22 protein-coding genes are annotated in these 21,299 nt (G+C 71.1%); 9 read left to right on the forward strand and 13 right to left on the reverse strand.

Features of this window, described 5'->3' with window-relative positions; genetic code table 11:
• Positions 1–33 precede the first annotated feature (33 nt).
• The 4 genes from AB0D85_RS45770 to AB0D85_RS45785 all read right to left on the reverse strand — a co-directional run bounded on the left by AB0D85_RS45770 (position 34) and on the right by AB0D85_RS45785 (position 2,973).
• A complete protein-coding gene (locus tag AB0D85_RS45770) occupies positions 34–1,953 on the reverse strand; it encodes a hypothetical protein (RefSeq protein ID WP_362335206.1) in 1,920 nt (639 codons plus the stop codon).
• Positions 1,954–2,015: 62 nt separating this feature from the next.
• Positions 2,016–2,333 carry a type II toxin-antitoxin system PemK/MazF family toxin gene (locus AB0D85_RS45775; RefSeq protein ID WP_362335209.1) on the reverse strand — a complete coding sequence of 106 codons (318 nt, stop codon included), beginning with the start codon at positions 2,331–2,333 and terminating at the stop codon, positions 2,016–2,018.
• Complete coding sequence (locus AB0D85_RS45780) at positions 2,321–2,536, reverse strand: hypothetical protein (RefSeq protein ID WP_362335212.1); 216 nt, start codon at positions 2,534–2,536, stop codon at positions 2,321–2,323. The genes AB0D85_RS45775 and AB0D85_RS45780 overlap by 13 nt, the downstream gene beginning before the upstream one ends.
• Positions 2,537–2,544: 8 nt before the next feature.
• Complete coding sequence (locus AB0D85_RS45785; protein WP_362335214.1) at positions 2,545–2,973, reverse strand: ATP-binding protein; 429 nt, start codon at positions 2,971–2,973, stop codon at positions 2,545–2,547.
• A gap of 113 nt (positions 2,974–3,086) precedes the next feature.
• Here AB0D85_RS45785 and AB0D85_RS45790 point away from each other — a divergent pair, with 113 nt between their 5' ends.
• Together AB0D85_RS45790 and AB0D85_RS45795 are read left to right on the forward strand one after the other, a co-directional pair.
• Entirely contained in the window at positions 3,087–3,914 is an 828-nt protein-coding gene (locus AB0D85_RS45790; RefSeq protein WP_362335217.1) for a helix-turn-helix transcriptional regulator, read from the forward strand.
• Positions 3,911–4,156 (forward strand): DUF397 domain-containing protein, encoded by a 246-nt coding sequence (locus AB0D85_RS45795; protein ID WP_362335220.1) that lies wholly within the window; start codon positions 3,911–3,913, stop codon positions 4,154–4,156. Before AB0D85_RS45790 ends, AB0D85_RS45795 begins: the two co-directional genes overlap by 4 nt.
• A gap of 7 nt (positions 4,157–4,163) precedes the next feature.
• Here AB0D85_RS45795 and AB0D85_RS45800 read toward each other — a convergent pair whose 3' ends face one another.
• From AB0D85_RS45800 to AB0D85_RS45815, 4 genes are all read right to left on the reverse strand, one after another.
• On the reverse strand, positions 4,164–7,244 hold the full coding sequence (locus tag AB0D85_RS45800) for a glycoside hydrolase family 38 C-terminal domain-containing protein (RefSeq protein WP_362335223.1): 3,081 nt from the start codon (positions 7,242–7,244) through the stop codon (positions 4,164–4,166).
• A 94-nt stretch (positions 7,245–7,338) separates the two neighbouring features.
• On the reverse strand, positions 7,339–8,238 hold the full coding sequence (locus AB0D85_RS45805) for a carbohydrate ABC transporter permease (protein WP_362335226.1): 900 nt from the start codon (positions 8,236–8,238) through the stop codon (positions 7,339–7,341).
• Positions 8,238–9,107, reverse strand: a complete 870-nt coding sequence (locus AB0D85_RS45810; protein ID WP_362335283.1) for a sugar ABC transporter permease — start codon at positions 9,105–9,107, stop codon at positions 8,238–8,240. The genes AB0D85_RS45805 and AB0D85_RS45810 overlap by 1 nt, the downstream gene beginning before the upstream one ends.
• A 53-nt stretch (positions 9,108–9,160) precedes the next feature.
• Positions 9,161–10,537 (reverse strand): extracellular solute-binding protein, encoded by a 1,377-nt coding sequence (locus AB0D85_RS45815; RefSeq protein ID WP_362335229.1) that lies wholly within the window; start codon positions 10,535–10,537, stop codon positions 9,161–9,163.
• A gap of 426 nt (positions 10,538–10,963) precedes the next feature.
• Between AB0D85_RS45815 and AB0D85_RS45820 the strand changes: the two genes are divergently transcribed.
• Together AB0D85_RS45820 and AB0D85_RS45825 are read left to right on the forward strand one after the other, a co-directional pair.
• Positions 10,964–12,208: an ROK family transcriptional regulator gene (locus tag AB0D85_RS45820; RefSeq protein ID WP_362335232.1), complete on the forward strand. Its 1,245-nt coding sequence runs from the start codon at positions 10,964–10,966 to the stop codon at positions 12,206–12,208.
• An 80-nt stretch (positions 12,209–12,288) separates the two neighbouring features.
• Positions 12,289–13,062, forward strand: a complete 774-nt coding sequence (locus AB0D85_RS45825; protein WP_362335235.1) for a DUF4253 domain-containing protein — start codon at positions 12,289–12,291, stop codon at positions 13,060–13,062.
• 12 nt (positions 13,063–13,074) lie between these two features.
• Here the strand turns inward: AB0D85_RS45825 and AB0D85_RS45830 are convergent, their stop codons facing one another.
• Positions 13,075–14,268 carry a PLP-dependent aminotransferase family protein gene (locus tag AB0D85_RS45830; RefSeq protein ID WP_362335238.1) on the reverse strand — a complete coding sequence of 398 codons (1,194 nt, stop codon included), beginning with the start codon at positions 14,266–14,268 and terminating at the stop codon, positions 13,075–13,077.
• A 271-nt stretch (positions 14,269–14,539) separates the two neighbouring features.
• On the opposite strand from AB0D85_RS45830, the gene AB0D85_RS45835 reads away from it, so the two are divergent.
• Entirely contained in the window at positions 14,540–14,740 is a 201-nt protein-coding gene (locus AB0D85_RS45835) for a hypothetical protein (protein ID WP_362335241.1), read from the forward strand.
• Here AB0D85_RS45835 and AB0D85_RS45840 read toward each other — a convergent pair.
• Positions 14,686–15,999 carry a helix-turn-helix transcriptional regulator gene (locus tag AB0D85_RS45840; protein ID WP_362335244.1) on the reverse strand — a complete coding sequence of 438 codons (1,314 nt, stop codon included), beginning with the start codon at positions 15,997–15,999 and terminating at the stop codon, positions 14,686–14,688. The genes AB0D85_RS45835 and AB0D85_RS45840 overlap by 55 nt on opposite strands.
• A 177-nt stretch (positions 16,000–16,176) precedes the next feature.
• Between AB0D85_RS45840 and AB0D85_RS45845 the strand changes: the two genes are divergently transcribed.
• On the forward strand, positions 16,177–16,911 hold the full coding sequence (locus AB0D85_RS45845) for a DUF4232 domain-containing protein (RefSeq protein ID WP_362335247.1): 735 nt from the start codon (positions 16,177–16,179) through the stop codon (positions 16,909–16,911).
• Positions 16,912–16,918: 7 nt separating this feature from the next.
• On the opposite strand, the gene AB0D85_RS45850 is transcribed toward AB0D85_RS45845, so the two are convergent.
• The 3 genes from AB0D85_RS45850 to AB0D85_RS45860 form a co-directional block, all read right to left on the reverse strand.
• Positions 16,919–17,818: an SAM-dependent methyltransferase gene (locus tag AB0D85_RS45850; RefSeq protein ID WP_362335249.1), complete on the reverse strand. Its 900-nt coding sequence runs from the start codon at positions 17,816–17,818 to the stop codon at positions 16,919–16,921.
• Between the two features lie 126 nt (positions 17,819–17,944).
• Positions 17,945–18,940 carry a porphobilinogen synthase gene (hemB, locus tag AB0D85_RS45855; RefSeq protein ID WP_362335253.1) on the reverse strand — a complete coding sequence of 332 codons (996 nt, stop codon included), beginning with the start codon at positions 18,938–18,940 and terminating at the stop codon, positions 17,945–17,947.
• A gap of 98 nt (positions 18,941–19,038) precedes the next feature.
• Positions 19,039–19,404: a hypothetical protein gene (locus tag AB0D85_RS45860; protein WP_362335256.1), complete on the reverse strand. Its 366-nt coding sequence runs from the start codon at positions 19,402–19,404 to the stop codon at positions 19,039–19,041.
• A gap of 161 nt (positions 19,405–19,565) precedes the next feature.
• Between AB0D85_RS45860 and AB0D85_RS45865 the strand changes: the two genes are divergently transcribed.
• The 3 genes from AB0D85_RS45865 to AB0D85_RS45875 are packed head-to-tail and all read left to right on the forward strand — an operon-like array spanning position 19,566 to position 21,133.
• Positions 19,566–19,916, forward strand: a complete 351-nt coding sequence (locus tag AB0D85_RS45865; protein ID WP_362335259.1) for a hypothetical protein — start codon at positions 19,566–19,568, stop codon at positions 19,914–19,916.
• Positions 19,913–20,707, forward strand: coding sequence for a hypothetical protein (locus AB0D85_RS45870; protein WP_362335262.1), 795 nt, complete (start codon positions 19,913–19,915; stop codon positions 20,705–20,707). Before AB0D85_RS45865 ends, AB0D85_RS45870 begins: the two co-directional genes overlap by 4 nt.
• Before the next feature lie 54 nt (positions 20,708–20,761).
• Positions 20,762–21,133, forward strand: coding sequence for a roadblock/LC7 domain-containing protein (locus tag AB0D85_RS45875; protein WP_362335265.1), 372 nt, complete (start codon positions 20,762–20,764; stop codon positions 21,131–21,133).
• Positions 21,134–21,299: the final 166 nt, after the last annotated feature.

Here is a 21,299-nt window from a genome sequence, read left to right on the forward strand (position 1 = left end):
TCTGTCCCGGAACTCCCTCACGAGTATGGCGGTTCAGTAGCCCGACGAGTCTCCCGAGCTGCCGTACGCCCCACCCGCCGAGCGTCGCAGGCGCCGCTCCTCCTCTTGGATGCGGCGGACGACATCGCCGATGCCGGTGGTCTCGTCCAGTCCGTCGGCACGGAGTTGGGCGGCCAGGGTGGTGAAGTAGTGCGCTGTAGTGCGGAGATACTCGTCCATGTCGACGCCCAGGACCGATACGGCGCCCGAAGAGATCCGGTTGACCTGGTCCAGGATGCGATTGACCTGCATCGTGATCTCGTCCCGCACGTCGCTTGTCACTCCCACCGCCCGCCCGACCTGGGCGACGATCGAGTGGCAGGAGCGCGCGAGCTGCATGAGGAGCCGGTCGTCGCGGTTGAGGGAGGAGCTGCCCAGAGCCGCGGGGCTGAGGGTGCCCGATGCGATACGGGCACCCAAGAGCTGCGGCTCGAACCGTCGAAGGTCCAAGGCGGTGGTCGACCCGAGCGCCGCCCGAAAGCAGGGGTGGACCTGGAACTCCGTCTCGTGCGGCTGCACCGGCAGGCCATCGTCGCCCGCGTACACCACGTCGTTGCCGCGACGCACCCCGAGGAACCCGACGCCGTACAGCAGGTCGATGGCTCCGGAGAGCGTCAGCACATTGGCATAGGCGGGGAAATCGTGATGGAGGGTGTCGGCCGCGGCCTCGAAGCGGCGGCCGAGCCCGGCGCGGGTGACGACGTACCCCGTGTTCTGGAAGAGCGGGAAGAGGTTGCGCAGGAACGGGTGCGCGACCAGGTACTCCGAGGTCAGGTCCTTGAGCTTCCACTCCGAGAACTGCCGCCCGGCCTGCACCACGTCCGCCTCGGTGATCCGGTCCCGTTCCTGCTCCAGCCAGGCCTTCTCCACACAGGCGTTGAGGAACTGGATGGCGTCCCGGGGACGAGGGAGGCAACGTCCGAAGAGATACGCCGTGATCTCCTCGCCGCCGACCGTCCGTGGGAACAGTTCCTTCCACAACTGCTCTTCGGTCAGCCCCTGCCCGACGGAGGCCCGCGCGCGGGCCAGCGCGAGATCCCGCAGCGCCTGTTCCGTCCAGGTGATCCTGAGTTCGTCGCCGTGGAACTTGTCCCCCTCTCCGAAGGACAGGGAGTCGTAGATGTCCGCGCGCAGGAACAGCAGGAAACGCGCGGAACGTCCGTACAGGCCCGCCGCGTGCTTGGCCGCCAGCAGCAGTCCGATGACCATCGAGTTGGCGTCCGGCTCGGCCGACCACACCTGTTCCAGCTGGTCGACCATGAGCAGCAGCGGGGGGTGTACGGCGCCGTCGCACCCCAGGTCGGCGAACGCCCGCGCGACACCCCGCTCGACGATCTCCAACTGCCGTGCGGCGCGGGCTCCTTCGGACGGCGACTGGGAGAGATCCAGGCCCGCCTTGATCCCGAACGCCTCCAGAGACAGGGAGGTCTGCAACCCCCGAGCCCCCTGCGCCAGCCGGTCCACGAGCCGGTCCTCGCCCGCCGACTCCCCGTTCTGCTTCAGGAAGCGCTCCAGTGCCTTCACCGAGTCGAACCGCTTGCCATGGTCCGACTTGGCGTGCGTGACCAGGTGCCGGGCCGCGTGTACGGCGAACACGTACCGCCAGATCAGCGCCTTGGCCGAGTCCCCCGGCAGCCCCTGCAACTCGAACCGCCGGATCTCCTCCCCCGCGGCCTCGTCGGGTGTGACGAGCACTTTCCCGCCCCCGTGTCCGGAGTCCGACATCAACCGCATGCAGATGGCACTCTTCCCGGCCCCCTTGCGCCCGATGATCAGCATCTTGCGCCCGCTGAGCGCGGCCCGGTGAGCGGCGTTCGGCAGAAACCCGCCGCGCAGCAACAGCCCCTCGGTCACATCTCGTTCTGCGTCCTCGCGCCCGAAGTGGAGTTGCGCGAGGACAGGCTGGTCGGCCATCTCGTCCCCCTGGGTCGTCCAGTCCCCACGTTAGCGGGGCCGCCGGCAAGGGGCCGAGAACATCAGAGACTGAGCACCGCCCGCAACGCGATGTCCACGCGTTCCATCTGTTCGCCGGGAACGTCTCCGTGGTACTTCCCCTGCTCGAAGCGGGCCAGCCGGAAGTTGTAGAGATCGGGGGCGAGGACCACTCCCCGGAGCGGAGTCGTCACGCGCACCGTGACCAGCGATTCCCGCCGCTCCCCGGACGTGTCGAGCAGTGCGCAGAGGACCGCGCCGGGGTGCAGTTCGGCCACATGGTCGTTCTGGACGACGACCACCGTGCGGTCCCGGCCCACCGTGGGGACGGTCCACACCTGGCCACGCTTCAGTTGTCGCACAGATCGTCCTCCGCCGCGCTGTACAGGTCGTCCAGGTCGTCTCCGATACGGGCACTGTCCTCGGCGTACAGCGCCATGGCGTCCCGCAACAGCTGATCTCTTATGGCTCTGGCGACGAAGGCAGACAGATTGCCGTCCGCCGCCTCGCGCGCGGCCTGGAGGAGTTCGTCCGGCACGGTCACCGTGAGCTTACTGGTCGACATACCATCGGTTATACCAGCTGTACGCCCACCACGGCAGAGCGCGCGAACTCGGCCCACACCACCTTGCCGAGCGCCCGCTCGCACACCCCCCACTTGTCGGTGAGCGCCGCGACCAGGAGCAGACCACGCCCACCCTCGCCGTCCGTCTCGTCGGCGATCCTCGGCGTGCCCGCCCCGCTGTCGTGCACCTCGACGCGGACGACGTCCCCGTCGTATCGCAGCCGCAGGAGGAAGCCGCGGCCGGGCGGCGCGCCGTGCAGGAGCGCGTTCGTGGCCAGCTCGCTCACGCACAGCGACACGTCGTCGGCGCGGACCCAGTCCGCCAGGCCCCAGCATCTGAGCGACTGGGCGGCGAACCGCCTGGCCGCGGGCACGGACCGGCGCTCCCGGGCGTAGAACTGTTCGCGGGGGTAAAGGAGTTCGTCTACGGCGTTCACGGGACGAATGTCGCGCAGAGTCACTACCGTGGAGCAGAGAGTGGACCCGTACGGAATTTTTGTACGGGCCCCGACCCGGTGACGTACGCGTGCCCCAGGGGATTGAGACCGACATGAGCGCGAAGAAGCCGCCGCGGCCGAAGAACCAGACGTCGATGAAGATGCTCGGCAAGCAACTCGGCGCGGCGCGCCGGGTCGCCGGGCTGACACAGACGGAGCTGGGCCTCCGGGCAGGCCTCGACGACCAGACGATCGCCTCAATCGAGCAGGGCAGGCGGGCACTGAAGCCGGATGTCGCGGAGCGGATGGACGAAGTCCTCGACACGAAGGGCGTGTTCGCGGCGGGGGTGGCGAACCTGCCGGACATCGACCAGTTCCCGATGTGGGCCGAGGTGTACATGGAGCACGAACGCGAGGCGATCGCCCTGTCCTGGTACGACAACGCGGTGCTGCCCGGTCTTCTGCAGACCGAGGCGTATGTGCGGGCCGTCCTGCGCAATCGCGTGCCCGCGTACGACGAGGACGAGGTCGAGACGCGGACGGCGGCCCGGCTGGAGCGCCAGGACATCCTGCACCGCAGGAACGCGCCGACGTTGAGCTTCGTCGTCTGGGAACCGGTGCTGCTCATGGCGCTCGGCGGACCGGAGGTGCGGAGGGAACAGCTCCGCCACCTTCGCGAGATCGCCGAACTGCCCTGCGTGTCACTGCAGTTCCTGCTCCTGAGCAGCCCCTGCCACGCAGGCGTCAACGGTCCGTTCACCCTCCTCGAAACCCCGGACCATCAGCACCTCGCGTACACCGAGTCCCAGCGCGGCAGCCAGTGGGTGTCCGACGCGGATGAGGTCTCCAGGCTGGCGCGCAAGTATGCGATGCTGCGGACGCAGGCCCTGACCACTCAGGATTCGGTGGGCCTGCTCGACCGCCTGCTAGGAGAGCGATGAACACCGAGGCACTTCAGTGGTTCAAGTCGACCTACAGCGGCGACGAGGGCGGCCAGTGCATCGAAGTCGCCGTCGCCTGGCGCAAGTCGAGCTACAGCGGCAGCGAAGGCGGCCAGTGCGTCGAAGTAGCCGCCTGCCCCCACGCCATCCACATCCGGGACTCCAAGAACCCGGCGGACACCGGCCCCACTCTCACCGCCTCCCCCGCCGCCTGGGCCGCCTTCACCGCCTCCGTCGGATAAGCGCGGTCTACGACTCCTCGGCGCGCCGCAGCCGTACCGTCAGGATCTGGAACGGCCGCAGGGTCAGCCGTACGTCCCCGGTCTCCGTGACGCGGCAGCTCGCCGGGTCCTCCAGCGGGCGTTCCAGGAGGTCGGTCACCGTCACGGAGTCCAGGGCGAAGCCCGGGGTGAGGGTGGTGCGGGCGCGTACGCCGTGGGCCTCGTAGAGGCGGACGACGAGGTCGCCGCCGCGGTCGTCGGCGAGCTTGACCGCCTCGACGACCACCCCCTCGTCCTCGACGGCGACCAGCGGCTCGACCGGCGCGGCGCCGGGGAGGACGCGTTCGGGCAGGTTGAGGCGGTAGCCCTCGCGGAGGGCGTCGTGCAGTCCGGCGCCGATCACGAAGGCGTACCGCAGCCGGTGGGTGCCCTGGTCCTGGTCGGGGTCGGGGAACCGGGCCGCGCGCAGCAGGGAGAGGCGGACCGTGGTGGTCGTGCCTCCGTCGGGGCGGACGTCGCGGGTGACGTCGTGGCCGTACGTCGAGTCGTTGACCAGGGCCGCGCCCCAGTCGCGCTCGCCGACGTGCAGGAAGCGGTGGGCGCAGACCTCGAACTTGGCCGCGTCCCAGCTGGTGTTGGTGTGGGTGGGGCGGTCCACGTGGCCGAAGGGGATCTCGGCGCTGGAGTGCGCGGCCCGGACGTCCAGCGGGAAGGCGGCCTTGAGCAGTTTCTCCCGCTCGTGCCAGTCGACGACCGTGTCCACGAGGAGCCGCCGTGACCCGGCCGGCAGGGTCAGGGTCTGCTCGATCCTGGAGTCCCCGAAGGCGCGGACCACGCGCACCCCGCCGCCGGGCACGGCCGTCACCGACTCCGCGTCGGTCAGGTCGCGCACGGTGTTGCGGTGGAAGAGGTCGATGTCCCAGGCGTCCCACTGGTTGGGGAAGTCCTGGTGCAGCTGGAGCAGGTTGCCCCGGGCGTCGGGCGGCAGGGCCTCGCGGCCGGCGGCGATGTCGTAGGCGGAGGCGATCAGGCCGTCGCCGTCGACGACCACCCGGACCACGCCGTTGTCGAGGACGAAGCCGTCGCCGTGCGGCAGGGCGGCGGTGTCGCCGTCTGCCGCCGTGCGCACGGATGCCCCGAGGGCCGGCACCCCGCCCCGGGCGTGCGGCGCGGCGTTGAAGACGAGCGCCCCGCCCGCTCCCTCGTTTCCGCCCTCGCCCGCCAGGGCTCGCTGGGCCGCCCCGATGATCCCCTCCAGTTCCTCGGCGACGGCGGCGTACGTCTCCTCCGCCTCCCGGTGCACCCAGGCGATCGAGGTGCCGGGCAGGATGTCGTGGAACTGGTGGAGCAGGACCGTTTTCCAGAGCCGGTCCAGGGCGTCGTACGGATAGGCGTGCCCGTCCCGTACGGCCGCCGTCGCCGCCCACAACTCGGCCTCGCGCAGCAGGTGTTCGCTGCGCCGGTTGCCCTGCTTGGTGGCGAGCTGGCTGGTGAGGGTGCCGCGGTGGAACTCCAGGTACAGCTCCCCGGACCAGACGGGGGCGCCGCCGGCGTCGGCGTACTCCTGCTCGGCGCGGGCGAAGAAGTCCGCCGGGCCCTCGATGTCGACGCGGGCCGAGCCCTCCAGGTTCGCGAGGCGGTCGGCGCGGGCCAGCATCTCGCGGGTGGGGCCGCCGCCGCCGTCGCCGTAGCCGAACGGGACGAGGGAGCTGTTGACGGCGCCCTTGTCCTGGAAGTTCCGTACGCTGTGGGCGACTTCGGCGCCGGACAGCTCGCCGTTGTAGGAGTCGACGGGCGGGAAGTGGCTGAAGATCCGGGTGCCGTCGATGCCCTCCCACCAGAAGGTGTGGTGCGGGAACTTGTTGGTGGTGTTCCAGGAGATCTTCTGGGTGAGGAACCAGCGCACCCCGGCGAGCTTCATCAGCTGGGGCAGGGCCGCGTTGTAGCCGAAGGTGTCCGGGAGCCACATCTCCTCGGTCTCGACGCCGAACTCCTCCAGGTAGAACCGCTTGCCGTGGACGAACTGGCGGACCAGCGACTCGCCGCCGCTGATGTTGGTGTCGGGTTCCACCCAGAGGCTGCCGGTGGGCAGGAACTGCCCGGTCTTCGCCTTCTCCTGGGCGCGCGCGTACACCTCGGGCCGGTGTTCCTTGAGCCAGGCGAGCTGCTGCGCCTGGGACATCACGAACTTGAACTCCGGGTGGTCGTCCATGAGTTGCGTGACGTTGGAGACCGTGCGGGCCACCTTGCGGACGGTCTCGCGCAGCGGCCACAGCCAGGCGGTGTCGATGTGGGCGTGGCCCACGGCGGAGATCCGGTGCGCGCTGGCCTCGGCCGGTGCGGCGAGCGCGGGGGCGAGCGCCTCCCGCGCGGCGGCGGCCGTACCGGAGACATCCTGAAGGTCGACGGCGTCCAGGGCCCGGTCGATGGCGCGCAGGATCTGCCAGCGGCGCGGGCTGTCGGGCGAGAGTTCGTGCATCAGCTGGCCGAGGACTTCGAGGTCCTGCACGAGTTCGTACACCGGCCGGTCGACGACGGCCAGGTCGAGGCGGCGCAGCCGGTACAGGGGTTCGCCGGGGTCGGCGGCCGGGTCGCCGAGCCAGGGGGCACGGCCGCCGACGGAGGTGGGGCCGAAGCTGAGCTCCCCGGGGGCGGTGTGCATCACGACCGGGTTGGCGGCCGCCTCGATATAGGCGGTGAACTCCTCTCCCCCCACGGCCGATTCGGCCACCGGCAGCCAGGTGTTGCGCGGGTTGAGCGCCTTCACCGCCGTACCGTCGGCCCGGTAGACCAGCCCCTCGGCGGAGAACCCGGCGGAGTGCGTGGCGAACCCGAGATCGAGCACGGCCTCCACGGGCAGCCCGGCCCACTCGGCGGGAACCACCCCACCGACCTTGAACCAACTGGTCGTCCAGGCCGGCCCCCACGGGTCACCGACCTTCGCGGGCCGATAGGGCGCATCCAGCCCCTCACTCACCGGAACGGGTTCACCGGCTACGTCCCAGACCTCCACCCGCAACGGAACCGACCGAGCGTGCACAGCAGGCCGTATCCGCTGGTTGAGCACTCGATCGAGCCGCTGCTCGGTGACATGACGGTCGTCGTGCATGACTCTCCAACTTTCAACATACGTAGGGGACAGCGCCCCTTTAGGGGCGCGGGGAACTGCGCGACCAGCCACAACGAACCCGCAGCCGCCGATGTCACCCCTTCAACGCACCACCGAGGGCGAACCCGCCCCCCAACTTCCGCGCCAGCACCAGGTAGAGCATCACCACCGGCAGCGAGTACACGATCGAGAACGCCGACAACTGCCCGTACTGCGTCTGGTCGTGCGCGCTGAGGAACGTGAACACGCTCACGGACGCGGGGAGTTTCTCCGGCGACAGCAGCAGGATGAAGGGGACGAAGAAGTTCCCCCACATGCCGATGAACGTGAAGATCGTGACGACCACGACACCGGGCCGCATCAGCGGGAGGACGACCCGCCACAGCACCGTCATCGTCCCGGCGCCGTCGATGCGCGCGGCCTCCTCCAGGACGAGCGGCACCCCGTCCATGAAGCTCTTCATCAGCCAGATCCCGAACGGCAGCGCGGACGCGGCCAGGAACAGGGTCGTACCCGGCATCGAGTCGATGAGGTCGACCTGCACGAACATGCTGTAGACGGGGATCATCACGGCGGTGATGGGCAGCCCGGTGGAGAAGAGGATGGTGTAGAGGAACGGCCGCCGCAGCCGGGACCGGTACCGCGAGAGCGGATACGCGGCGAGGATCGACACGACGACGGTGACGAGCGTGGCGAAGCCGCACAGCAGCAGGCTGTTGAGCATCGGCCGGTAGGTGGTGTCGACGTTGAGGATCGCGTCGAAGTTGTCCAGGGTCAGCGCGTCGGGCAGCGTGAGCCGGAAGCTGTTGAGGTTGCTGACGGAGGCGATCAGCATCCACAGCAGCGGCAGGACGTAGACCACCGAGACGGCGAGCAGGAGAAGGTGGACGACCGCCCTGCCGAGCCACGGTCGGCGGCGCCGGACGGACGGCCGGGCGGTGGCTCCGGCCCGGGAACGGCCGGTGGCGGTGGCGGTGTCGGTGGCGACGGCCATCAGTCGTCCTCCAGTTTGAGCAGCCGGATGTACACGGCGGAGAACAGGGCGCCGACGAGCAGCAGCACCAGGGCGATCGCGGTGCCGTACCCGATGAGGCTGTTCTGGAAGGCCTGCTGGTACATGAAGACGGGCAGGGTCTCGCTCTTGTTGCCGGGGCCGCCCCTGGTCATGGTGTAGATCAGCCCGAAGACCGAGAGGGTCTGGAGGGTGATCAGCATGAGGTTGGTGAGGATCGAGCGGCGGATGACCGGCAGGGTGACCCGGAAGAACCGCTGCCAGGGACCGGCGCCGTCCATCTCGGCGGCCTCCAGGAGTTCCTGGGGCACGTCGTTGAGGGCGGCGGAGAACACCATCATCGAGAAGGCGGTGCCGCGCCACACGTTGGCGAGGCAGACCGCGAGGATCGGCATGGTGTAGAGCCAGTTCTGCTGCGGCAGGTGCAGGGCCGACAGGATCGAGTTGAGCGAGCCCTGGTCGTAGAAGAAGGCGTACATCAGGTAGCCGGCGACGACTTCGGGCAGCACCCAGGCGGCGATGACGACGCCGTTGACGATCGAGCGGACCGGCTTGGCGGCCTTCTCCATGAGGGCGGCGAGGGCGAGGCCGAGGGTGTTCTGTCCTACGACGGCCGAGCCGACGACGAACACGAAGGTCAGCCATACGGCGTTGAGGAAGTCGGCGTCGTGGAAGGCGCGGGTGAAGTTGGCGAAGCCGGTGAAATGGGTGCCGGAGGCGCCGGTGAGCTGCATGTCGGTGAACGCGTAGTACACGCAGTAGCCGATCGGCCCGGCCAGGAACACGGCCAGCAGCACGACCGACGGCAGCAGCGGGAGCCCGCGCAGCAGGCCCTGGGCGGCGGGGGGCACCCCCCGGGACCGGCGGTCGCCGTCGGTCCCGGGAGGTGCGGTGGTCAGCGTGCTCACGAGGTGCCCTTGACCGTCTTGTCGTCACCGACGGCGGACTTGACATCGTTGTCGTACGTGGCTGCGGCCTTGTCGACGGACGCCTGTCCGGTGGTCACCGACTCCATCGCCTTCTGGATGGCGGTCGAGACCTGGTTGTAGGCGGGCAGGCCCGGGCGGTAGTGGGTGTCGGCGACCAGTTCGGTGAAGAACTTGTTGGTCGGGACCGCGCTCAGGTACGTCGAGTCGCCCGCGACGTCGGTGCGGGTGGCGATGGTCGAGTTGACCGCGTTCCACTTCGCGGAGTTGGTCTTGGTCTGGACGGTCTGGAGGAACTTCCAGGCGAGGTCGGCGTTGCCCGCCTTGGCCGGCACGGACCAGGCCCAGCCACCGGACATGCTGGTCTTGCCGGGCTCCTGGCCGTTCTGGGTCGGCATGGCCGCCGTCCCCATGGTGCTCTCCCACTGGGCCCACGGCTTGGCGCTGGTGGAGCCCCAGTTGTTGGGCATCCAGGAGCCGTCGATGTCCATGGCGAGCTTGCCGGCGGGGATGAGTTCGGTGCCGACGGTGGTGCCGAAGTTGGCGCCGAGGGCGTCGGAGACGGACGGGCCGAGCTTCTCGCCGTAGACGGTGTGCACGAAGTTCAGGGCGTCCTTGAAGCCCTGGCTGCCCACGACCCACTTCTTCTGGCTCGCGTCGTAGAGGGACTTGTCGCCGGCCGGGGTGCCGTAGAGCAGCATCTCGAAGCCCTGCATGGAGGAGGCCTCGCCGCCGGCGGTGCCGGTGTAGAGGTTGAGCGGGGTGACGCCGGACAGCTTGGCCTTGATCGTGCGGGCCGCGCTCAGCACGTCCGCCCAGGTCTTGGGCTGCCAGGGCACGGCGATCCCGGCCTTGGCGAAGAGCTGCTTGTTGTACCAGATGCCGCGGGTGTCGGTGTTGTCCGGGACGCCGTAGACCTTGTTGTCGGAGGCGCCGGTGACCGCGGTCTTGGCGGCGGCCGCGTACTGGGACCAGTCGGCCCACTTGGCGGTGTAGGCGTCCAGCGGCTTCAGGTAGCCGCCGGCTATGTCGGAGTTGATGAGGGCGGTGTCCTCGTAGACCAGGTCCGGGGCGGTCGACGGGGACCGCATCATGAGCTGGATCTTCGTGTAGTAGTCCGCCTCGGAAGCGGTGACCGGGACGAGGTTGACCTTGGTGCCGGGGTTGGCCTTGGTGAACTCCTTCACCATCGAGGCCAGGAAGTTCGCCTGGAGCTTGTTGGCGCTGTTGAGGTTCTGCCAGTAGACGACCTTGATCGACTTGCTCGAACTCCCTGAGGAGCCGGAGCCACAGCCGGTGGCGGCAAGGGCGGTGGCGGCTGTGACGGCCGCGGCGGTGATGAGTTTCGAACGCACGAGGTCCCTCCGGGAACGCGAAACCTAGGGAAAGCCGCGATGGATACGGGCCGCGCCGACTCGTGACGGACGACGTCCCCTTGCGCCGCCCGCCGCGCGACCCGACCGTTTTCGGCCCGGTTCTGGTGGGCGATAGCTAAATCCAATGGATGGATGAAGTCAATGCTTCCGACATGTAAACTCCCCACCTGACAGCGGCCTTGAGGCACGCGGAGGCGACCGGAAGCAGCCGAGATCCGAGCTGATGAAGGCGACTTTTCGACCTCGGACCGAGACCCTTTTGAGCCACCCCGCCCGGTCTGCATGTGACCCCCATCACATGCCGCTCCGGGGTCCGGACGAAAACCCGGCGCGGTGGTGACCCCCGGAAGGCAGCATGGGAGCGGCGCCGGACCGGCGCCCTGACGGCAGCGGAGGCGGCAGACGGTGACAACGCTCGGCGGGACGAATCTGCCCAGGGTCGGCGGCTACAACCAGGCCGTCGTGCTGGACGCCATCCGCACCCGGGGCCCGGTCAGCCGCGTCGAACTGGCCGCGCTCACCGGGCTGACCAACCAGACCGTCTCCAACGTCGTCCGCAAACTGCTCGACGCCGGCCTGGTCACCGAGACCGGCCAGGCCCCCTCCAGCGGCGGCAAGCGGCGCACCCTGCTCTCCCCGCGCCCCGACGGCGCCTACGCGCTCGGCGTGCACCTCGACCCCGACTCCGCGGTGATCGTCGTGGTGAACCTGGCCGGCGAGGTGATCACCGGCCGCCGCCAGCGCCTGGTCGCCCCCGAGGACCCGGCGCAGGTGGTCGACCGGGTCTCCCGCGCGGCCCTGCGCCTGCTCACCCGCTCCGGCGTCGACCCGGCCCGCCTGCTCGGCCTCGGCATCGCCGCCCCCGGCCCGCTCGACGGCGGCCAGGGCGCCGTGGTCTCACCCCCGAACCTCCCCGGCTGGGGCCGGGTCCCGCTGGTGAAGATGTTCGAGGCGGCCACCAGCCTTCCCGTCGCCCTCGACAACGACGCCACCGCCGCCGCGATAGGCGAACGCTGGATCGGCGGCGAGGCCCGCGCGGGCAGCTTCCTCTTCGTCTACCTCGGCACCGGCATCGGCGCCGGGGTCGTCCTCAACAACACCGTGCTGCACGGTGATTCGGGCAACGCCGGGGAGTTCGCCCACATGCCGGTCGAGCCCGGCGACCGGGTCTGCCCGTGCGGCGGCACCGACTGCCTGGGCCCCTACTGCTCCCCCGCCGCGATCATCGACGACCTGCTGCGCCGCCACGGCTCCGGGGCCGCCGCCCGCATCGGCCTCACCGGCATGCCCGAGACCCTGCACGACGACTGGAAGGCCCTGCGCCGGGCCGCCCGCGCCGACGACCCCGACGCCCACGACGTGGTCCGCCGGGCCGCCCGCCGCATCGGCCAGGCCGCCCGGGGCGCCGCCAGTCTCCTCGACGTCGACCGCATCGTCCTCGGCGGCGAGGCGCTGCGCGGGATCGAACCGATCCTCCTCGCCGAGATCGAGAGCGCCGTCAACCGCACGGCGGTGGCCCGCGCGCTGCGCCCGATCACCGTGGAACAGAGCGTCATCGGCGACACGGTCGGCGCGGTCGGCGCGGCCTCCCTGATCCTGCACGGCAACTACGCCCCGGGCTGGCGGATGCTGACGGACCCGGCGGGCTGAACCGACCCGCCGACAGGGGTGGCGCCCACGAGGCAGGCGGCGTGCACGCGTTGTCAGTGGCGCCCCCTACAGTCACTGCCATGGCGACACTTCCCAACCCGCTGCCCAGGCTGGCGACCGACCCGAGCGGTCGTTCCCTGGGGCTTCAACTCCCGCCCGGGAGACTGCTCGACGAGACCCTCGACGGGCCGTGGCACGAGCCGTTGCTGTGGTACGCCGGGCAGCCCGCCGGGCCCGGGACCTGGACCGCGCTGGGCACGCCGGCCGCCCGCGCGGGGCTGCTGCCGGTGCTGATCGACACGTCGGACGTCGACGACTGGGACCTCGCGCCCGGGGAGACCTCGTACCCCGGGGACCACGACGCCGACGAGGTGCTGGAGGACTTCTGGGACGAGGACCCGCCGGAGGGCGAGGAGTGGCCGGGGCTCGCCGCCGCCCCGCCGCTGGTCGCCGACCCGGACGCGCGGGCCGCCGATGTCGCCGACGCGCTCTCGCAGGGCCGCCCGTGGCTGAAGGAGCCGCACCTGGCGCTGGTGTCCGCCCGGCGCAGCGCGGACATACCGGCGGCCATCGGCTGGAGCGGCCCGGTGAACTACGAGGAGGACGTGGCCCGGCTGTGCGCGGTGCTGCGTTCCTGGGAGGACCGCTTCGGCATACGCGTGGTGGCCCTCGGCCACGACCACCTCGCCGTCTCCGTCGCCGCCCCGCCCGCCGACCTCGACCAGGCGGAGACGGTCGCCGCCGAGCACTTCGCGTTCTCCCCCTACACCGTGCTGTCCGACGCCGACGACACGCTCTCGTCGTACGCCGAGCGGCTGGTCGGCGAGCGGCTGTGGCACTTCTGGTGGGACTGAGCCCGGCGGCCGCTAGCTGCTGAGGCCCTTGGCCAGCCTGCGCAGGCCCTCCTCGATGTCCTTCGGTGTCTGCGTCACGAAGCACAGCCGCAGGGTCGAGCGGTCGGGGCCGGTGGCGTAGAAGGGTTCGCCGGGGACGTAGGCCACGCCCTGCTCCACCACCCGGCGGAGCAGGGCGGTGGTGTCGTACGGCTCCGGGAGCCGGGCCCAGAGGAACATGCCGCCCTCGGGCCGGTTCCAGGTGGAGCCGGCCGGGAGGGCGTCGGGCAGTCCGGCGAGCATGGCGTCCCGGCGGGCGCCGTACACCGTGCGGACCGTGGCGACATGGCCGTCCAGGACGTCCAGGTAGCGGGCCGCGGCGAGCTGGTTGACGGTCGGGGTGTGCAGGTCGGCCGCCTGTTTGGCCACCGCGCAGGCGCGCCGCAGCCCGGCCGGGGCGCGGAGCCAGCCGAGGCGCAGCCCCGGGGCCATGACCTTGGAGAAGGAACCGAGCAGGACCGTCCGGTCCTCGGCGCCGGGGAGGGTCGCGATCCAGGGGACGCGGTCGCCGTCGTAGCGGAGTTCGCCGTAGGGGTCGTCCTCGACGATCCACAGGCCGTGCCGGGCGGCGGCCGTGGCGACGGCGGCGCGGCGGGCGGCGGGCATGGTGCGGCCGGTGGGGTTCTGGAAGGTCGGGACGAGGTAGAGGAGCTTGGGCCGCTCGGCGCGGACCAGTTCCTCCAGAGCGGCCGGGTCGACGCCGTCCTCGTCGCAGGGGACGGGCAGCACCCGTGCCCCGGCCAGCCCGAACACCTGAAGTGCCGCGAGATAGCAGGGGCTTTCGACGAGGACCGTGTCTCCCGGCTCGATCAACGCCGTGGCGAGCAGGGAGAGGGCCTGCTGGGAGCCGGTGGTGATCAGGAGGTCGTCGGCGTCGGTCGGCAGGCCCTGCGCGGAGACGCGCGCGGCCAGTCCGGCGCGCAGCGCCGGTTCGCCCTCGGTCGTCGAGTACTGCAGCGCCCGCTCCGGCGACTCCTCCAGCACGGCCCGGAAGGCGGCCGCGATGCCCTCCTTGTCGAACAGCTCGGGAGCCGGCAGCCCGCCCGCGAAGTTGATCACCTCGGGGCGTGCGGTCACCGCGAGGATCTCCCGCACGGGCGAACCGCCGACGGTACGGGTACGGGCCGCGAGCGGCGGCAGGGCGGCGGGGGCACTGGTGACGGTCATGGACGGCTCCTCGGGCTGATCCTCGTCTTGACGGGAGCCTAGAGAGGTACGTGCCACCTACACCGGTTGTTTCGCGATACGGACGAGGGCGGCTCGCGGAGCCCTCCCCGGGTGCTCGAACGTCCCGTTCCGCCGTCCCACGGGTCAGCATCCGCGCAGGTCAGAGGGGTGGACCGGGCTTGCGTGTCCCGAATCCGCCGTGAGGTCTGGCGGCCGGGGCGGGTCGGCCCACAGGCTGAGGGCACACCGAGATCGTCAAGGGAGCCCTCGTATGTCCGCCACGCACACCACCCCGGCCGCCGGCCGCCGCCGTCTCCTGACGGCGGCCGCCCTGACGCTGGTCGCCGTGACGGCCCTCAGCGGGTGCCGGGACGGTCAGGGCGTACGTGACGAGGGCCCCTCCGCCGCCTCCCTCTCTCAGCCCGTCGACGACGCGGCCCGCCAGGCCTCGCCGCCCAGCGGGAACTCGTAGGCGGGCCGCCCGTTGTTGCCGCTCGTGCGGAACGGCCGCCCCTTGTCGTCGATCCGCAGCGTCCCGTGCCGCGACCCGCTGGACCAGGACAGCTCCAGGTACCAGCCCACGGAGTACGCCGAGGCGTCGGCCTTGACGTAGAGGACCTCGGGGTCCGACTCGCTCACCTTGAACGGGAAGTTCTGGTGCCCCGCCTCCGGTACGACCGACGGTCGCATCGCGTCCAGGGCGACGGTGAAGGAGCGCGTGGGCACGCCCCCGCCGCAGCCGACGCCCGGATATCCCATCGCGTAGTCGTTCCAGGCGAGCGGCGAACTCCGGGTCACCGTACGGACCGTGAGGCTCTGGAGCACCACGGACTCCGTGCCGGTGCCCTGCACGGTCAGCGTGAGGTACTGCTCCCCCGAGGAGACCGCCCCGTGCGCGGACACCCATGCGGTCGCGTCGGTCTCCAGGGGCGGCGGCGCCACATCGGCGGGCGCCCGGTCGATCAGGTAGTGCTGGGAGCAGGGGCTCTCCCAGGAGTAGGGCTGGGTGTTGACGGTGAGCGGGGGCGACGCGGTGCCGGTGTCCGCGGAGGGCGCCGAGCCGGCCGTGTCGGCGCCCTTGGACCGGCCGGTGGCCGAGGCCGACACGGAGGAGGAGGGGGCGGAGGAGGACGGCGCGGAGGTGGACGGGGTGCCCGAGGGCGTCACCGCCGGGGTGTGCGGGGCGCCGGTCACCGAGGTGGCGGCACCCGCGGGCCCCTCACTCTTGTCGTCCGTCCCGCCGGACGGCAGCCGTACGACGAGAGCGGCGGCGCCGAGCACGGCGGCGACGGCGATCCCGGCGAGGAGCGCGGGCCGCGGGAACCGGCGACGACGCTCGCCGACCGGCGCGGCCACCACCTCGACCACCGGCTCTTCTTCTACGGCTGCTGCTACCGCTGCCGCTTCTGCTCCTGCCGCTCCTGCTGCTTCAGCCGGGCTCTCCGGCTCCGCAGCCGCCGCGACGGGTTCCGGCTTCCGCCCCCGCTCCGCATCCGCCAGCACCCACCGCCGGTGCAGCTCGACGAGTTCCTCGGGGCCGGCCTTGCAGAGCCGGGCCAGGCGTTCCACCGGGGCGTAGTCCGCCGGTACGGCGTCCCCGTTGCAGTAGCGGTGCAGGGTCGACGTACTCATGTGCAGCCGCTTGGCGAGCATGCCGTAACTCAGCCCCGAGCGGTCCTTCAACTCCCGCAGCAGCTCCGCGAAACCGCTTCCCGCAGTGCCGTCCGACACCGTTCCTCCGTCCCCCCACGTCCCGTTCCCCCGTTCCAGGGAAGGGCTGTTCTCCCAGGTCAGAGCCGATGTGGCCGTTCCAGCGTCCCTGATCGTCCGGCAATCGTGGCGGACGGGACGGCGCGGCCCACAGGCTGGGGCCATCCAAGCACGACACCACTCGAAAGAGGATTCGCCATGCGCACCAGCCGCCGTGTCCGTCTGCTCGCCGCCACCGGTGCCGCCGTCGCCGCCCTCGCGCTCACGGCCTGTCAGAACGGAACGGGCACGAAGGACGAGGGCGCGTCCGGGCAGGTCGGCGGCACGCCGACCCCGTCGGCCTCGTCGGCCACATCGACGCCGAAGGCTTCGGGAGGCTCCACCGGCGGCACGGGCACAGACACCGGTACGGGCACGGGTGCCGGCAGGTCGACGCCCACGCCCGTGAGCAACACGGCCGCAAAGAAGCCGGGCAGCGGCAGCGGCCAGGGCGGCACCACCGCCACCCGCGTCCTCTGCAACGGCTCCAACACCACCGTCACCGCCCAGCCGCTCTCCCGCCCGCTGAACCACATGCTGCTCACGGTCACCAACACCGGCAGCAAGCTCTGCGACCTGACCTACTACCCCGTCGTCCGCTTCGACGAGATGCAGTGGGTCCCGCAGCCCGACGAGGCGACCCACCCGCAGGCGGTCACCAGCCTCGCGCCGGGCGAGTCCGGGTACGCGAGCGTGCTGCTGTCCGCGGCCGACGGCAGCGGCGACGGCGGCACCACCGGCCACAAACTGACGATCGCCTTCCAGGGCATGACGCCGAACAGCAGCGGCGGGGCCTCGGCGACCCCGACGCTGCCGGCGAAGGGCGTGTACTACGACAGCTCGCTGCGGGTGACGTACTGGCAGCAGGACCGCGACGACGCCGTCAACTGGTGAGCGGGGCTCAGGCCTTGACGGCCACGCCCGCGTAGACGTTGATGTCGGCGTCGGTGACGTCGTTGATGTCGGCGTAGCGGATCCGCTCGATGTGGTCGAGGGAGTCCAGGAAGGCGGCGTCGGGCTGCTCGGGCACGGGCGCCGCGTGGTCGGCGCGCCAGCGGTGCACGGGGACCACGCCCGGGTCGGCCAGGGCGAGGGAGTTCTCCGTGAAGAAGCGCTCGACGTCGGCCCGCGACCGCAGGACGAAGCTGAAGCCGCGCTCGGTGTAGGCCCGCTGGACCGCGCGGATGTTCTCGGGGTTGAGGTCCTCGGTGAGGTGGCTGAGCACCACCCGGCTGCCGGCGGGCAGCGCCTCGACGAGCCCGCGGACGATCGGGTAGGCCTCCTCGTCCTCCACGAAGTGCAGGATCGCCACCAGGCACAGGGCGACCGGCTCGTCGAAGTCCAGTGTCTTCGAAGCCTGTTCGAGGATCTCCGCCGGGTTCCTGAAGTCGGCGTCGATGTAGTCGGTACGGCCCTCGGGTCCGCTGGTGAGCAGGGCGCGGGCGTGGGCGAGGACGATCGGGTCGTTGTCGACGTACACCACCCGGGAGTCGGGTATGACACGCTGGGCGATCTGGTGGACGTTCTCCGCGGTGGGCAGGCCGGTGCCGATGTCGAGGAACTGCCGGATCCCGTCCCCGGCCAGCGTGTTCACGGCGCGGCGCAGGAAGTCGCGGTTGTGCCGGACGTCGAGGTAGCCGCGCGGGTTGGCGGAGAGCGCGGCGGAGGCGGCGGCGAGGTCGGCGGGGTAGTGGTCCTTGCCGCCGAGGAAGACGTCGTACACCCGGGCCGGGTGTGCCTTGCTGCTGTCGATCCTCCTTCTCAGCTCGGCGGGGTCCTGACTGAGGGCGTCACCGGACATGGGCGTCTCCCGGACGGTCGGCGAAGGGCGAGGACGGTCAACAACGGACGGTCAACAACCTAACGCCACCGGCGACTTGAAAGTGCCCCCGCCCGGATTCCGCCGGCCGGGGGCACTCGGTGTCCGCTATCGGCCGAGCATCCGGGCGGCCTCGACCGCCCAGTAGGTGAGGATGTTCTGCGCGCCGGCCCGCTTGATGCCGGTCAGCGTCTCCAGGATGGCCCGCTCGCGGTCGATCCAGCCCTTCTCGGCGGCGGCCTCGACCATCGAGTACTCGCCGGAGATCTGGTAGGCGGCGACCGGCACGTCCACGGAGTCGGCGACGCGGGCGAGGATGTCGAGGTAGGGCCCGGCCGGCTTGACCATCACCATGTCGGCGCCCTCCGCGAGGTCGAGGGCCAGCTCGCGCAGCGACTCCCGGGCGTTGGCGGGGTCCTGCTGGTAGGTCTTGCGGTCCCCCTTCAGGGACGAGCCGACGGCCTCCCGGAAGGGCCCGAAGAAGGCGGAGGCGTACTTGACGGTGTAGGCGAGGATCGCGACGTCCTCGCGCCCGATCTGGTCGAGCGCGTCGCGGATGACACCGATCTGCCCGTCCATCATCCCGCTGGGTCCGACCACATGGGCGCCGGCGTCGGCCTGCACCTGGGCCATCTCGGCGTACCGCTCCAGGGTGGCGTCGTTGTCGACACGGCCCTCGGCGTCCAGCACCCCGCAGTGCCCGTGGTCGGTGGTCTCGTCGAGACACAGGTCGGACATCACGAGCAGCTCGTCGCCGACCTCGGCGCGCACGTCCCGCAGGGCGACCTGGAGGATTCCGTCCGGGTCGGTGCCGGGGGTGCCGAGGGCGTCCTTCTTGCTCTCCTCGGGCACGCCGAACAGCATGATCCCGGAGATCCCCGCCTCGACGGCCTCCGCGGCCGCCTTCTTCAGGCTGTCCCGGGTGTGCTGCACGACGCCGGGCATGGCGGAGATCGGCACCGGCTCGCTCACGCCCTCGCGGACGAACGCCGGGAGGATGAAGTCCGCGGGGTGCAGCCGGGTCTCGGCGACCATGCGCCGCATGACAGGGGTGGTCCGCAGCCGACGCGGCCGCGTGCCGGGGAAGGAGCCGTACTTCGTCATGCTCTCTACGCTACGCCCGTCACCTGGGCGTGCTTACCGACTGGGCGTCGGCGCCCCGGGCCGCACCGCACCGGACCGGGACGCCGGGCCACCGGAGGTCAGACCTCCAGTTCGTTCTCCAGCTTCCTGAGGCTGTGCCGGGCCAGGGCGAGGTTGCTGCGGCCGCGGTCCAGGGCGAGGTAGAGGAAGAGCGAGCCGCCGGCCTTGGTCAGGGGGCGGATCAGGTGGTACTGCCCGCCGAGGGTGATGAGGATGTCCTCGATCTCGTCGTCGAGGTTGATGGACTTCAGCGTGCGCTGCTTGGCCCGGACCACCTCGGTGTTCCCGGCCGCCGCGAGCTCCAGGTCCAGGTGGGGCCCGCCGCCCAGCACGCCGAGGGACATGCCGCTTTCGTAGTCGACGAGGGCGACTCCGAGGGCCCCGTCGATGCTCATGGCTTCCTTGAGCGTTGTCTCGATGTTCACGCTGGTGCCCTCGATTTCCTTACGTGGTCAACTCCGACGCAAGCGGTTCGGACGAGGTTGCTTCCCGACCTCTCCGAGTCCGGATAAGTGTCATCTTTGGCCAGTGTTGTGTCGGTTGGCAATAAAGTACTGTGCGAAGCGAGCGTCAGGAGGGGGAACTCATGGCTTTGCTCGACACAGTCCTGGACGGCGTCGCCGCCACGCCCGGTGTGACCGCCGCGGCTCTCCTGGACGGCGTGACAGGTCTGTCCTACGCCGAGCAGGGCGACGCGCGGTCGGCCCAGGACGCCCAGGAGACCGCCCACTTGGTGACCACTCACCTCAACCGGGCCGGTTTCGAAGGCGAGTTGGAGACCATCGTCATCACCACGACCAGCCACCACCATGTGACGACCCGGGTCGACCGCCAGGGCGATCCGCTCCTCCTGTTCGCCCTGGTGGACCGGCACCGTACGAACATCACCTGGGCGCTGCGCGACCTGGCCGAGCACACGGGCCGACTGCTCGGATGACCCAGGAGCCACCGGCCCCCCGCAACGTCCCCGGCGTGCTGGCCGCCCTGCACACCGCGCAGCGCTCCTGCACCGTGCTGGTCTCGGGCAGCCCCGGCGGTGTCATCCACGTCCGTGACGGACTGGTCGTGGGCATGGAGACCCCGGGCGCCCCGGGCGTCGAGGTCCTCCTCCTCAAGTCCCACCGGATCGCGGAGGACGACTGGACGGCCGCCCGCGCCACCGGCGCCGACCCCGCGCGCCTGGCCCTCGAACTGGTCGCCCAGGGCCTGCTGGGCGCCACGGAACTCGAGATCACCGGCCGGGCCGCCCTGTTCGACGCGGCCTTCGCCCTGGCCCTGACCCGGCCGGACGGCTGGGAGGTGACGGCTCCCCGCCCCCTCCTCGACACGGGCACCGCGGTACCGCCCGACCGCCTGGTCACCGAGACGTCCCGCCGTATCCGCCTGCTGGCGAACGAACGCGGCGTCACGGCCCGCTTCGCCCGCGACCGCCTGGACCCGGCCCCGACCGCCCGCGACCCGCAGCAGACCGCCCGCCTCTCACCCCGTCACCGGACCGTCCTGGCCGCCGCCGACGGCCGCAGAACCCCCCGGGACATCGCCTTCACCCTGGGCCGCGGCCTGTTCGCCGTGATGCTGGACCTCCGCGACCTGCTGGCCCTGGGCCTCCTCCAGGCCCCCTCCGCCACCATCGCCGGCCGCCCCAGCACGGCCCTTCGCACCCCGCCCTCTCCCCCCATGGCAGCACCGCAACCCGCAGCGACCCCGCTCCCCCGCCGCAAGCGCTAGCCCCGGGGAGACCGGTCGCCTCCGCACCGCCGAGCACGACAGGAAGAAGCCACCATGAGCGACCCCGTGCAGGACATCCTCGTCTCGTTGCGCGACCGGGTGATGGGCGTCTCCGAGACCGTCCTGGCCACCGTCGACGGCCTGGTGGTGGCCGCCGACGCCGACAAGACCCACCCCGAGTCCATGGCCGCGGTGGCCTCGGCCGCCCTCTCCCTGGGCCACCGCCTCGCCGACCAGGGCGCGACAGGAGCCCTGCGCCAGATGACGGCCCAGTGCAGCGCGGGCCACGTCATCGTCACGGCCGTGGGCACCCGTGCCCTCCTGGCAGTGGTCACGGACGAGGGCGTGGACGGCCTGGCCTTCGACCGCGAGATCCCCACGGTGGTGGCGGACCTGAAGAAGATCCTGGACAACGACGCACCGTGAGTGAAGCGCCCCTTCAGGGGCGCGGGGAACTGCGCGACCAGCCCCCACACACCCGCAGAGAACCACACGCGCAATCGGGGCGGGGGGGGGGGCCCCCCCCCCCCCCCCCCCCCACACCCACCACCCCCCCCCCCCCCCCCCCCCCAGCCCCCCCCACCCCCACCAC

This window comes from Streptomyces sp. NPDC048277 (genome assembly GCF_040652235.1).
GTDB lineage: Bacteria > Actinomycetota > Actinomycetes > Streptomycetales > Streptomycetaceae > Streptomyces.

Coding starts and splice junctions, on each gene's coding strand:
- AB0D85_RS45770 (WP_362335206.1), bottom strand. CDS start 1,953: ATGGCCGACCAGCCTGTCCTCGCGCAACTCCACTTCGGGCGCGAGGAC.
- AB0D85_RS45780 (WP_362335212.1), bottom strand. CDS start 2,536: ATGTCGACCAGTAAGCTCACGGTGACCGTGCCGGACGAACTCCTCCAG.
- AB0D85_RS45790 (WP_362335217.1), top strand. CDS start 3,087: ATGAGCGCGAAGAAGCCGCCGCGGCCGAAGAACCAGACGTCGATGAAG.
- AB0D85_RS45795 (WP_362335220.1), top strand. CDS start 3,911: ATGAACACCGAGGCACTTCAGTGGTTCAAGTCGACCTACAGCGGCGAC.
- AB0D85_RS45800 (WP_362335223.1), bottom strand. CDS start 7,244: ATGCACGACGACCGTCATGTCACCGAGCAGCGGCTCGATCGAGTGCTC.
- AB0D85_RS45805 (WP_362335226.1), bottom strand. CDS start 8,238: ATGGCCGTCGCCACCGACACCGCCACCGCCACCGGCCGTTCCCGGGCC.
- AB0D85_RS45825 (WP_362335235.1), top strand. CDS start 12,289: ATGGCGACACTTCCCAACCCGCTGCCCAGGCTGGCGACCGACCCGAGC.
- AB0D85_RS45830 (WP_362335238.1), bottom strand. CDS start 14,268: ATGACCGTCACCAGTGCCCCCGCCGCCCTGCCGCCGCTCGCGGCCCGT.
- AB0D85_RS45835 (WP_362335241.1), top strand. CDS start 14,540: ATGTCCGCCACGCACACCACCCCGGCCGCCGGCCGCCGCCGTCTCCTG.
- AB0D85_RS45845 (WP_362335247.1), top strand. CDS start 16,177: ATGCGCACCAGCCGCCGTGTCCGTCTGCTCGCCGCCACCGGTGCCGCC.
- AB0D85_RS45850 (WP_362335249.1), bottom strand. CDS start 17,818: ATGTCCGGTGACGCCCTCAGTCAGGACCCCGCCGAGCTGAGAAGGAGG.
- hemB (WP_362335253.1), bottom strand. CDS start 18,940: ATGACGAAGTACGGCTCCTTCCCCGGCACGCGGCCGCGTCGGCTGCGG.
- AB0D85_RS45865 (WP_362335259.1), top strand. CDS start 19,566: ATGGCTTTGCTCGACACAGTCCTGGACGGCGTCGCCGCCACGCCCGGT.
- AB0D85_RS45870 (WP_362335262.1), top strand. CDS start 19,913: ATGACCCAGGAGCCACCGGCCCCCCGCAACGTCCCCGGCGTGCTGGCC.
- AB0D85_RS45875 (WP_362335265.1), top strand. CDS start 20,762: ATGAGCGACCCCGTGCAGGACATCCTCGTCTCGTTGCGCGACCGGGTG.